Below are 12,851 nucleotides of genomic sequence, written 5' to 3'. Positions count from 1 at the left end.
CTTCCAAATGGAAGCCTTTTTTATATAAAATTTTGAAGTTCCTCAGCACGAATACTATGATGAGACGCATGAGCTACTGCAACACCATTTTTGATCACAATGAGTTGCGGACTTTGATGTATTACTTGAAACGTATACCCTACCTCATCTGAAACATCCCGAAATGCTTTTAGATCAAGATAGTACAGCTTCATTTGCTCATCGGTGAGGGTATAAGCTCGTTCAAAATTACGAAGAGCCATCTTGCTAATCCCACAAGTTGTAGAGTGTTTAAAGATGGCAACTGGCTTTCCTTTTGATTGTTCTTTTATTTCTGAAAGTTGCTCTAAACGAGTTAATCTTAACCACGGAACACTTTTTTCTTCCTTTACTTCCGATTCATTTTTGTTTGCTCTTTTTCCGAAGAAACCCATAACTATCTGTTTTTTTTACAAAGATAATGTCAATTTTGGTTAGTTTGGAAGTGATTTCAGTCAATATGTCTGTCGAAACCACCTAAACACCAGCCAATTTGTCCTAAATCGAATCTGGCTCAGCTTTTGAAATATCCCTTCCGAAAACAACAACAAGCACCTTGCGTGCATAACAAATATAATCTATGAACTTTAACAACTTTACCATAAAATCGCAAGAAGCCATTCAACAGGCGCAGCAGATCGCGCAAGGTTTGGAAAATCAGCAGATTGAAAATGAACATATCCTCGAAGCTATTTTTAAAGTCGACGAGCATGTGACGCCTTTCATTCTAAAGAAACTTAATGTAAATGTAGCCATGCTACAACAAATTCTTGCCAAAGAACTACAAAGCTTCCCTAAGGTAAGCGGTGGTGATATTATGCTTTCACGCGAAGCTAATAAAACAATGACTGAAGCTAGTCTCATTGCAAAATCAATGAACGACGAGTATGTTTCAGTTGAACATTTATTGCTCGCTATTTTTAAATCGAAAAGCAATATTGCTCAAACATTAAAAGACCAAGGCGTTACCGAAAAAGGTCTAAAAGCAGCTATCGAAGAACTTCGCAAAGGAGATCGAGTAACTTCGCAAAGTGCTGAAGAAACATATAACGCATTGTCTAAATACGCACGTAATTTAAACGAACTAGCCAGAGAAGGAAAATTAGATCCCGTGATCGGGAGAGATGAAGAAATTCGTCGGATTTTACAGATCCTTTCAAGACGAACCAAGAACAACCCGATGTTGGTTGGTGAACCTGGAACAGGTAAAACAGCTATCGCAGAAGGCCTCGCCCACCGTATTGTAGACGGTGATGTGCCTGAAAACTTAAAAAGTAAAATAGTCTATTCATTAGATATGGGTGCTTTGATCGCGGGAGCAAAATATAAAGGAGAATTTGAAGAACGCCTTAAAGCCGTTATCAAAGAAGTTACTTCTAGTGATGGAGATATCGTACTATTTATTGACGAGATCCATACCCTTGTTGGTGCCGGTGGTGGTCAGGGCGCCATGGATGCCGCAAATATTTTAAAGCCTGCGTTGGCTCGTGGTGAATTGCGGGCAATTGGAGCGACTACCTTAGATGAATATCAGAAATATTTTGAAAAGGATAAAGCCCTAGAGCGACGTTTTCAGAAAGTAATAGTTGACGAACCTGATACAGAAAGTGCTATTTCGATATTACGTGGTATCAAAGAAAAATATGAAGCGCACCACAAAGTTCGAATCAAAGATGAGGCAATTATTGCAGCAGTTGAATTATCGCAACGCTATATAACCAATCGTTTTTTACCAGATAAGGCAATTGACCTTATGGACGAGGCGGCTTCAAAAATTAGAATGGAGATCAACTCCAAGCCTGAAGAACTTGATGTGCTTGACCGAAAAGTTATGCAACTTGAGATCGAGATCGAAGCGATCAAACGTGAAAAAGATGAAGTTAAGCTGAAAACGTTACGATCTGATCTGGCGAACTTAAAGGAAGAACGCAACGAGCTCAACGCACGATGGAAAAGCGAAAAAGAGGTTGTTGATCGTATTCAGAATATCAAAAAAGATATAGAATCTTATAAAGCTGAAGCTGAACGTGCCGAACGTGAAGGTGACTTCGGAAAGGTTGCTGAACTGCGTTATGGTAAGATCAAGGAAGCTCAAGAAGAGCTTTCAGAAATGGAGACACAACTTGCCGAAGATCAAAGTGGCACTTTCTTGATAAAAGAAGAAGTGACCAATGAAGATATCGCCGAAGTTGTAGCAAAATGGACAGGCATTCCAGTAACAAAAATGTTACAGAGTGATCGTGAAAAATTACTTCGACTAGAGACAGAATTACACAAACGTGTGGTGGGTCAAGAAGAGGCGATTGTAGCGGTTAGTGATGCTATTCGTAGAAGTCGCGCAGGTTTACAAGACATGAAAAAACCTATTGGCTCGTTCCTTTTCTTAGGAACAACAGGAGTTGGTAAAACCGAACTTGCAAAGGCATTAGCCGAATATTTGTTTGATGATGATCAGGCGATGACACGTATTGACATGAGTGAATATCAGGAACGACACAGTGTGAGTCGTTTGGTAGGTGCGCCTCCAGGATATGTGGGATATGATGAAGGTGGTCAATTGACTGAAGCTGTTCGCCGTAAGCCGTATTCTGTAGTGTTATTAGACGAAATTGAAAAAGCACATCCAGATACATTCAACATATTGTTACAAGTACTTGATGAAGGTAGATTAACCGATAACAAAGGACGTGTAGCCGATTTCAAGAATACCATTATTATTATGACTAGTAATATGGGTAGTGCGATCATTGAGGATAAATTTGCAACACTAAAAGATCCTGAGACGGCCATGGAAGCAGCAAAAGTTGAAGTGCTCGGTCTCTTAAAGCAAACGGTACGCCCTGAGTTTATTAATCGTATTGACGATATCGTGATGTTCGCGCCATTGACAAAAGATGACATCAAACAAATTGTTGGCCTACAATTAAAAGGTTTAACCAAGATGTTGGCGAAACAACAAATAACGTTAGATGCCACCGATGAAGCAATTGCTTATTTGGCTGAAAAAGGTTATGATCCACAATATGGAGCGCGCCCTGTAAAACGAGTTATTCAAAGAGAGGTACTCAATGCACTGTCAAAAGAAATTTTGTCTGGCAAAGTAACTACAGACAGTATTATACTGTTAGATAGTTTTAATGACGCACTTGTTTTCAGAAACCAAAATGATTTGGTGAAAGACTAAGATATGGGTTGGAGTTGACCTAGTTTTAAAGTAAATTTTCTATCGACTTGATACTGTAAAGCAAACAACTCCGTTTTCATAATTGGTTGGTTAAGACCGTCTGTTTTCCTAATGGGATGCAGGCGGTTTTTTTTTGGAAATGCTTTCCGAAGAAAGAATAAAAAAAACGCTCCTGTGCATATTGACAAGAGCGTTATATAAAATTTTACAATTTCTATTTTTTGATCACCTTAAAAGTGCGAATCCCGGTCTGTGTTGCAACTTTGACCAGATAATTACCAGACATCAACGAGGATAGATCTATAGCTATATCTTTTGTATCATACTGTTTTATAAGTGCTCGCTGCCCCAAAATTGTAAAAACCTCTATCTTCAATATAGGCTCATCATTTGAGATCTTAAGTTGATCAGTCACCGGACTAGGGTAATAGCTCAGATTGATTAGTGATTGATCAATAACATTTAGAATTTCGCTTACCGTAATAGCGAGTAGTTCACTTTCACATGCATTTTCTGTAGAACTTACATAATATGTGGTTCCATCAACCAATACCGTGGTGTCTGGAATTTCATTGGCTCCCGCAGCATCTGAATACCATCTAAGATTGGTACCCGTCACGGCTAGATCGGCTAAAGTTTCACCGCTATTGAATGTCTGGTTACTATCACCTAAAGGTATATCAGTGACATTTACATTCACTATTTCTTCCACTCTATCGGAAGTACAACTTTCTCCAGGGGTAAAAGTCCAGTTATAGAAAAAATAATAGAGTCCGCTATTAGTATCGTTATCGTTAATTGTACCATTAATAACATTTCCTACAGACCCCAATGGATATGGAAACCCTGGGTGTTCTGAAGAAAACTCACGAACCATGACAGGGCTGCTTTCAGCAACAAGGTTATAATCGGTACCTGCTGGTACAAAAAAGTCTAATGTTAAGGTATGCTGAACCGGATTTCCAGCATTTCCTGCCGGAACCGAAATAGTTGACTCTTCTAAAATATTGAGTCCGCTATCTTTTAACTGCATAACTATCGTACCCGGCGTATTGGACGCTAAGAATACGTCGACTGAATTAATGGTGATGTCTTCATTTACATCAAAAGCGAGACCCCAAGGACTCGTCACATTCACTACGGATGCATTAGAATTACTTGCCGGAGCAACGCGTGCAGCACCAGTAACGGGCGTGCCTGTACCTCCATTAACCGATTCTGCCCAAAACGATGTTGTAGCATTAAGTGGCGCTGTAACAAACGGACTTCCAGTGCCAAGAAGATTTCCGCCACTTGCGGCGTCATACCAGTTAATTACCTGCCCGTCGTGCGTAGCAGTAAGCGTTGCCGTTTCTCCACCACAAATAGTGCCGGGCCCAGAAGTATCGGAAACTACAGGATCTACGCAACCCTGAGAGTATGTAGTTGCAATCGATATTAAACCTAAGAACGTAAAACCGAGTAGATTCCTTAAGTTTTTGTTTGAAAAGTATTTATTTTCCATAGTAAGTTTTTTTAATGATGAGTATGCTAATCAAATTAGATTAAAGATACAAAATTCTCATTTTACATCTAAAAGAAGGCCATCGCATAAATTTTGCTGAATCGACCACAAAAAAAAACGTCCTTTGCGTAGTGCAAAGGACGTTTCCTTGAGACAAAAAATAAATTACCAACTAGCAATTTCTTTTTTGATCTCTTCTTTTGTTTTTCCGGTAGCTTCTTGAGCTTTTCCTAACATTTCATCAAATTTACCTTCACTAAATGCTTCATCATCGTTAAACGAGATTCCGTATTGTTGTTTGGCTTTACCTTTGATCTGATTCCATTTTCCTTTAATTTCTGTAGTGTTCATAACGTTTGTTTTTATAAAATGAATGGTCGCCAAATTCATTTCTTGTTAGTAATAGTATAAAGATACAAGCTTCGTTAGGCATCAATACCCAATGAAATATTAAAGTAGACCGTCAGGTTGTTATATATTTGTCAAAGTTTCTTAAAAAGTGTTATTTTCATCTAAATTTCTGAACCTATGAGAACCCTTACCCTTCTATTACTTCTCGTGATCACCACGATTTCTTGTAAAGACACCGCGAAAAAAGACTCGGCTTCTATTTCCGAAGACACCACTACCTATTACCTTATCCGTCACGCAGAAAAAGACCGTAGTAATCCGGAAGATATAGATCCTATGCTGAATGAGGCAGGTGTAGAACGCGCTAAAAAATGGGCGAGTTATTTTGACGAAATTCCACTCACTCAGGTTTTTTCTACAGCTTATAACAGAACACAGCAAACTGCTGCCTATGTAGCGTCTAACAAGAATTTAGATATCGAATTATATGAAGTTGGATCCTTGTACAACGACGAATTTAAAGAGCTTACCAAAGGGCAACATGTGTTAATTGTTGGACACAGCAATACAACACCACAGCTAGTCAATAAGATCATTGGTCAAGATACTTACAACGATATAGCGGATGATGATAATGCGAGTCTATATGTTGTAACCATTTCTGGCGGAAATGCCCGTGTTCAAGTGAAGCGTGTAAATTAGTACTATTTTAAGACGATGAACCGCGATTAATGCTATTTTTGTGCTGCTATGGCTATTCAGAAAAATGTTCAGATAAAAAACAAAAAGGCTAAATTCGAATACGAATTTATTGACACCTACACCGCGGGTATTGTATTGGCAGGCACCGAAATCAAAGCAATTCGCGAAGGAAAGGCTTCCATTGCCGAAAGTTTCTGTGAATTTAGCAATAACGAGCTATTTGTCATTAATATGACAGTGCAGGAATATTCTCATGCCACACATTTCAATCACAATCCGAAGAGCGAAAGAAAACTCCTCTTAAATCGCAATGAACTTCGAAAACTTGAAAAAGAAGTTAAAAACTCAGGTTTAACTATTGTTCCCCTCCTACTTTTTACAAATGACAAGGGACTGGCAAAGATGAAGATCGCTTTGGCCAAAGGAAAAAAAGAATACGATAAGAGAGAGGTTATAAAGGATCGCGACAACAAACGTGACCTTAGCAGGATTAAAAAAGCTTTTAATAATTAGCCTTTTTTTCAAGTTTCATGCGCCGTATACTGTACTGTAAAACCTCCTTTCAAAATAAATTCCTACAAAAGCAACGAAACCCCATTACTTTTCGTCTTTAAAGAAACACGCACTGCATGAAACAATTTTTACTACTCTTATCATTATTTCTTAGTACTACTATACAGGCTCAGATCACAGGAAAAATAACCGATACACAAGGCGAGGCATTGCCTTTCGTAAATATCTACCTTGAAAACACGTATCGCGGAACTACTTCAAACAACGAGGGAATGTTTGAGCTGAATGTTTCAGAAGAAAAAGAATACACCGTTATATTCCAGTTTTTAGGCTATAAAACCGTTGCAAAAAATATAACCATAACGCAGTTTCCGTTCGTTTTAAATATTTCCATGGAAGAGGAATCGGTGAGTCTTAATGAAGTTGTCATTGATGCCAAGGAAAATCCGGCCTACCGTATTATCCGCAATACCATTGCCAAACGCAAAGAAAACATGGACAAAATTTCAGCATTTACAGCCGATTTCTATTCACGTGGATTGTGGCGGGTAGATAGTATTCCTGAAAAGATCTTTGGTCAGGAAGTGGGTGATATGGATGGACAGCTAGATTCTACCCGTACTGGAATTATCTATCTTTCAGAAACAATTAGTAAGATCTCCTATCAAAAACCTGATGATTTTAAAGAAAAGATCCTTGCCAGTAAAGTAAGCGGCAACGATAATGGCTTTAGCTTTAACAGTGCTCAGGATGCTAATTTTTCGTTTTACGAAAACACCATAGACCTCAATGCTGCCATCGTTTCACCAATCGCTAATAATGCCTTGAGTTACTACAAGTACAACCTCGACGGTTTCTTTAAAGAAGGCGACAAACTCATCAATAAAATTAAAGTCACTCCAAAACGCCCTAATGATCGTGTTTGGGAAGGCTATATCTATATTGTTGAAGATGATTGGCAATTGTATGGCGTTGAACTAACAACCACGGGGCAGGCGATCCAAGTGCCCATGATCAAAAAATTAGTATTCAAGCAAAATTTTACTTTTGATGAGACGCGCGATTTTTGGGTAAAGATCTCACAAACCATCGATTTTGGTTTTGGATTCTTCGGATTCAACGGCGACGGACGCTTTATTGCGGTCTATAGCAACTACGACTTTGAGCCTAATTTTGAAAAGCGCTCGTTTACCAATGAAGTGCTCTCTTTTGCTACCGAAGCCAATAAAAAAGATAGCCTTTTCTGGAAAGGCAGCCGACCAGTACCTTTAACGGTTGAAGAAGTTCGAGATTATGTAAAGAAAGATAGTATTCAAATCCTTCGGAAGTCGAAAAAATATCTGGATTCTATCGACATAAAAGGAAATAAATTCAAAATACTAGATCCTATCTTGGGCTATAGCTATGACAATAGTTACAAAAAGTGGAGTTTAAATTATGAAGGGCCTTTTCCGAAGATAAACTACAACACTGTACAAGGTTGGAATGGTGGCGTTGGACTAAATTATTTTAAGAGTTATGATGAAAACCGGACGCGATGGCTTTCTGTTTTTTCAAACGTAAACTACGGAATAGCCGAAGATCGCGCTCGATTTACTGGCGGATTAACCTATAATTTTAATCGTATTAACAGACGCCGAATATCCCTCTACGGAGGAAATACCGTTAGTCAGTTTAATAGTTCAGAACCTATTAGCCCTATTGTCAATACGGTTTCCAGCTTATTTTTTGAGCGAAATTTTATGAAGCTGTTTGATCTTACGTATGCAAAATTAGGATATAGCCAAGAGTTATTTAATGGTTTACGTATGAACGCTATTAGTGGTTATGAGCAACGAAAACCACTGTTCAATAATACAGATTATGTAACCTTACCACAAGACGATATTGCCTATTCATCCAACAATCCATTGAACCCCGCAGATACCGAAAATGCAGCGATCACAGAACATAGCATTTTTAAAACGAGCGTAACTGCTAATATTACATTCGGACAAAAATATATGAGTTATCCCGATGGCAAGTTTAATTTGGGTAATGAAAAATATCCAGCCCTATCAATAACTTTTGAAAATGGTTTGGGTGCAAGTGACACTCGCTACAATTACAGTCAGTTGAGCAGCTCCGTCTATCAATCAATTCAGTTGGGAAATAAGGGAGACTTTACCTATCGTTTAAAAGGGGGAACCTTTTTTGGAGCCGAAGACATATCATTTGTCGATTACCAACACTTTAATGGCAATCAAACGCGCATTGGCACATCGAGCAACTATACCAATGTATTTAATTTACTCCCTTACTACGCATTGAGTACCAATAAAAGCTATGCTGAAGCTCATATTGAACACGATTTTCGGGGTTGGATCTTAGGAAAGATACCCGGAATAAATAAATTGAATTTCAACTTGGTGGCCGGAGCGCACGCCTTGGTAATTGATGGTAATAAACCATACACAGAATTATCTATAGGGATCGATAATTTAGGATTTGGCAAATATCGTTTACTGCGCTTAGACTATGTAAAATCGTTTTATAATGGCGGAAGTGACGGTGCCTTTGTCTTCGGAATAAAATTCTTGGACTTTTTAAACTAGTTAAGTTAGTTTTTATCTTCCAAAAGTGGAACAAATCGGAATTCTCCAAAAGTCTCTTTCTCGAACTCAGTTGCCGAAGTTCGTGTAAAAACAGTCATGATCTGAACGTCGTCGCCAACTGGAATAACAAGCTTCGCCCCTACTTTTAACTGAGCCAAAAGTGGTTTCGGAACATATGGAGCACCTGCTGTTACTATGATTCCATCAAAAGGCGCTTCGGTTTTATATCCAATATATCCATCTCCAAAGATTAGCTTTTTAGGTCGGTAGCCTAACTTCGGAAGGAACAATTTCGTCCTTTTAAACAATTCATTTTGTCTTTCAACCGAATAAACAACTGCCCCCATTTCAAGAAGGACTGCAGTTTGATAACCACTCCCCGTACCAATTTCTAGAATTTTATCATCTTTTTTGACCTCTAACAACTCCGTTTGCCGCGCTACGGTATACGGTTGTGAAATTGTTTGATCTGCAGCGATAGGAAAAGCCTTATCTACATAAGCGTGATCTAAAAAACCAGAATCCATAAAGAGATGTCTAGGGATACGACGTATCGCATCTAAGACCAATTTATCTGAGATCCCCTTCTTTACAAGGGTTTCCACCAATTTATTTCGTAATCCTTTATGGATAAAACTGTCTTTCATAGACCGCAAAGTACGGAAACAAAGCTACATTTCACAAGTAGAAATTTGACTAAATATTTCAAAATTACAAGCTCCTATTTCTGCTTCGGAAATAGCTAAAAATTGATACCTTTGTGCAAAACAAAGACACATGCTTAAAGCCGGAGTTTTGGGTGCCGGACACCTCGGGAAAATTCATCTAAAATTATTACAACAGTCTGAAAAATACGAACTCGTTGGTTTTTATGATGCAAATCAAGAAGCTTCAAAGGCAATTGAAGCTGAATTTGGCTATAAAAGTTTTCCAAGTATGGAAGCACTTATTGAAGCCTGTGATATGGTCGATGTTGTTACCCCAACACTATTTCATTTTGAATGTGCCGAAAAGGTAGTCAAAGCAAAAAAACATCTTTTCATTGAAAAGCCTATTACCCATACTGTTGAAGAAGCCAACACTCTTCGCGATATGGCCAAGGAATACGGTGTACGTGGGCAGGTAGGGCAAGTAGAACGTTTTAACCCAGCATTTATGGCAGTTAATCACATGATTGACAACCCTATGTTCATTGAAGCGCATCGTCTAGCCGAATTCAATCCACGAGGTACCGATGTTTCGGTTGTACTTGATCTTATGATTCACGATATCGATGCTATCCTTAGTGTGGTCAAATCGGAAGTAAAGAATGTACACGCCAGTGGTGTTTCAGTAATAAGTGAAACACCAGATATTGCTAATGCACGTATTGAATTTGAAAACGGTTGTGTTGCTAATTTGACAGCAAGCCGAATTTCCATGAAAAAAATGCGGAAGGCGCGTTTCTTCCAAAAAGATGCTTATATCAGTGTAGACTTTTTAGAAAAAAAGTGTGAAGTAGTTAAAATGAAGGACGCCCCAAAAAAGCCAGATGATTTTGCTATGATCCTTACCAACGCCGAAGGCATAAAAAAACAGATCTATTTTGACAATCCTGAAGTAGAAGCTAATAATGCGATTTTAGATGAACTCAATAGTTTTGCTGATGCCATTGCTGCAGACCGCGTACCGGTGGTAAGCTTAACACAAGGAACAGAGGCTTTACGCGTCGCCATGAAGATCATCGAAAACTTTAAAACGCTTGATGTATAAATCAGTTTTAAAAAGAATATAATACAAAATCAGAATTGAATAAATTCTAATCATAAATCTCTCAAAAAACACCATGAAGAATATAGCAGTTATAGGCGCCGGAACCATGGGTAATGGTATTGCACATACCTTTGCACAATGTGGTTATAAAGTTCAACTTATCGATATTTCACAAGCTTCCATTGATAGAGGTATGGCAACAATTGCCAAAAATCTAGATCGCATGGTGGCAAAGGAAAAGATCTCTGAAGCTGAAAAAACAAGCACTTTAGGTAATATCACCACCTACACCAACATGGAAGAAGGCGTTGAATATGCTGGACTCGTTGTTGAAGCAGCTACTGAAAATGTAGATTTAAAGCTTAAAATTTTTAAAGATCTAGACAGCATGTGTGCAGCAGACACCATTCTTGCCAGCAATACATCTTCTATTTCAATCACGCAGATCGCAGCAGTTACTTCGCGTCCTGAAAAAGTTATTGGAATGCACTTTATGAATCCTGTACCTATTATGAAATTGGTCGAGATCATTAAAGGATATAGCACTAGCGATGAAACCTATCAACTGGTGGCTGAGCTGTCAAAAAAACTGAATAAAGTACCTGTTGAAGTAAACGACTATCCTGGTTTTGTAGCGAACCGCATTTTGATGCCCATGATCAACGAAGCCATTGAAACGCTCTATAATGGCGTCGCAGGGGTGAAAGAAATTGATACTGTAATGATGCTTGGTATGGCACATCCTATGGGACCATTGGCTTTAGCCGATTTTATTGGTCTTGATGTATGTCTTTCTATTTTAAAGGTGATGTACGACGGATTTAAAAATCCAAAATACGCTCCTTGTCCGTTGTTAGTAAATATGGTTATGGCTGGAAAACTTGGCGCAAAAAGCGGCGAAGGCTTTTATGATTATAGCGAAAACCGCAAGGCAGAAGTTGTGTCTTCACAATTTAGTGTTTAAGAAACCGAACCAAAAAGATGAAATCATAGTTTGGCAAAAATAATTCCTTTTAGAGCAGTTCGTCCAACCCGCGACAAAGTTAGTCTGATCGCCTCGCGTTCTTATGACAGCTATACCCCGGAGGAGCGCGAATCGCGCTTACGTGATAATCCTTTTTCGTTTCTGCATATTGTAAATCCAGGGTATAAATACCAAAAGGAGATCAGTGGTGAAGAACGCTACGGCCTCGTAAAGAACCGCTATCAGGAGTTTAAAGAGGATCTAATCTTTATTCAGGATGATTCCCCTTGCTTCTATGTCTATAAAATAGTAAATCGTGACGGCTTGGTTTTTCATGGAATTGTAGCCGCCGCTAGTGCGCAGGACTACGAAGACGATGTGATCAAAAAACATGAAGACACCTTAGAATTTAAGGAAGATATCTTTGTTAAATATCTCAATACGGTTGGTTTTAATGCAGAACCTGTTTTATTGACCTATCCTGATAATAGTACGCTAACCAAGATCATTTCGCGGATCATGAAGGTGCGTGCCGAATACGAATTCACAACTACCTATCGCGACACACATTATCTCTGGCCGGTATGTGATAAGGAAACTATTTCTAAGATTTCCGAAGTATTCTCAGAAATGAAAACCCTTTATATCGCCGATGGCCACCACAGGTCATCATCATCTTATTTGTTGGCCAAACAGAAACAAAGCGAGAATAAAGATCATAAGGGAACCGAAGCATATAATTATTTTATGAGCTATCTCATTCCTGAATCTGACTTAAAAATATATGAGTTTAATAGATTGATCAAAGATCTTAACGGCTATAGCAAAGAAGAGTTTTTGATTCAATTAGACGCCAAGTATCGCATTGAAAATAGAGGTCATGAATATTACAAACCTTCAAAAAAGCATCATTTTAGCATGTATCTTGATGGTGAGTTTTATTCATTATACCTTCGGAAGAATACCTACGACATTGACAATGCCCTTGACGGATTAGATGCACAGATCTTATTCAACACCATTTTAAACCCAATTATGGGTATTGAAGACTTGCGCAATGACACGCGTATTGAATATACTCATGGGAAAAATGATCTTGCATATGTAAAATCTAAAGTCGATAGCGGGGCATTTGCGGTAGGTTTCGGATTGTTAGCCGTAACTACTTCAGAAATGAAAGAAATCGCCAATCAAGGGCTTAAAATGCCGCCTAAAAGCACCTACATTGAACCCAAACTACGAAGCGGCGTGACTATTTACGAATTTTAA

Annotated in this window: 11 protein-coding genes; 7 read left to right on the top strand and 4 right to left on the bottom strand. The window is 38.6% G+C overall.

The features are described from left to right. Positions 1-20: 20 nt before the first annotated feature. Positions 21-413: a bacillithiol system redox-active protein YtxJ gene (gene ytxJ, locus ACY2RU_RS13115; RefSeq protein ID WP_490138925.1), complete on the bottom strand. Its 393-nt coding sequence runs from the start codon at positions 411-413 to the stop codon at positions 21-23. A 185-nt stretch (positions 414-598) separates the two neighbouring features. On the opposite strand from ytxJ, the gene clpB reads away from it, so the two are divergent. Continuing rightward, positions 599-3,202 carry an ATP-dependent chaperone ClpB gene (gene clpB, locus ACY2RU_RS13110; protein WP_490138924.1) on the top strand — a complete coding sequence of 868 codons (2,604 nt, stop codon included), beginning with the start codon at positions 599-601 and terminating at the stop codon, positions 3,200-3,202. Positions 3,203-3,416: 214 nt separating this feature from the next. On the opposite strand, the gene ACY2RU_RS13105 is transcribed toward clpB, so the two are convergent. Both ACY2RU_RS13105 and ACY2RU_RS13100 read right to left on the bottom strand, forming a co-directional pair. Continuing rightward, positions 3,417-4,706 (bottom strand): Ig-like domain-containing protein, encoded by a 1,290-nt coding sequence (locus tag ACY2RU_RS13105; RefSeq protein WP_490138923.1) that lies wholly within the window; start codon positions 4,704-4,706, stop codon positions 3,417-3,419. Between the two features lie 165 nt (positions 4,707-4,871). After that, positions 4,872-5,057: a CsbD family protein gene (locus ACY2RU_RS13100; protein ID WP_490138922.1), complete on the bottom strand. Its 186-nt coding sequence runs from the start codon at positions 5,055-5,057 to the stop codon at positions 4,872-4,874. Positions 5,058-5,234: 177 nt separating this feature from the next. Here ACY2RU_RS13100 and ACY2RU_RS13095 point away from each other — a divergent pair, with 177 nt between their 5' ends. The 3 genes from ACY2RU_RS13095 (at position 5,235) to ACY2RU_RS13085 (ending at position 8,866) form a co-directional block, all read left to right on the top strand. Continuing rightward, the gene (locus ACY2RU_RS13095) at positions 5,235-5,759 is read left to right on the top strand and encodes a SixA phosphatase family protein (RefSeq protein ID WP_490138921.1); all 525 of its coding nucleotides are present in this window, start codon (positions 5,235-5,237) and stop codon (positions 5,757-5,759) included. Positions 5,760-5,807: 48 nt separating this feature from the next. Then, positions 5,808-6,272, top strand: a complete 465-nt coding sequence (smpB, locus tag ACY2RU_RS13090) for an SsrA-binding protein SmpB (protein WP_490138920.1) — start codon at positions 5,808-5,810, stop codon at positions 6,270-6,272. A 116-nt stretch (positions 6,273-6,388) separates the two neighbouring features. After that, positions 6,389-8,866 (top strand): DUF5686 and carboxypeptidase regulatory-like domain-containing protein, encoded by a 2,478-nt coding sequence (locus ACY2RU_RS13085; protein WP_490138919.1) that lies wholly within the window; start codon positions 6,389-6,391, stop codon positions 8,864-8,866. 5 nt (positions 8,867-8,871) lie between these two features. On the opposite strand, the gene ACY2RU_RS13080 is transcribed toward ACY2RU_RS13085, so the two are convergent. Next, on the bottom strand, positions 8,872-9,513 hold the full coding sequence (locus ACY2RU_RS13080) for a protein-L-isoaspartate(D-aspartate) O-methyltransferase (RefSeq protein WP_490138918.1): 642 nt from the start codon (positions 9,511-9,513) through the stop codon (positions 8,872-8,874). A 130-nt stretch (positions 9,514-9,643) separates the two neighbouring features. On the opposite strand from ACY2RU_RS13080, the gene ACY2RU_RS13075 reads away from it, so the two are divergent. From ACY2RU_RS13075 to ACY2RU_RS13065, 3 genes are all read left to right on the top strand, one after another. Next, complete coding sequence (locus tag ACY2RU_RS13075) at positions 9,644-10,618, top strand: Gfo/Idh/MocA family protein (RefSeq protein WP_490138917.1); 975 nt, start codon at positions 9,644-9,646, stop codon at positions 10,616-10,618. Positions 10,619-10,691: 73 nt separating this feature from the next. After that, a complete protein-coding gene (locus ACY2RU_RS13070; protein WP_490138916.1) occupies positions 10,692-11,582 on the top strand; it encodes a 3-hydroxybutyryl-CoA dehydrogenase in 891 nt (296 codons plus the stop codon). A 30-nt stretch (positions 11,583-11,612) separates the two neighbouring features. Next, a complete protein-coding gene (locus tag ACY2RU_RS13065) occupies positions 11,613-12,851 on the top strand; it encodes a DUF1015 domain-containing protein (protein ID WP_490138915.1) in 1,239 nt (412 codons plus the stop codon).

The organism is Ulvibacter sp. 2305UL32-6 (assembly GCF_058148545.1).
This window is presented reverse-complemented; position numbering and strand designations above follow the sequence as displayed.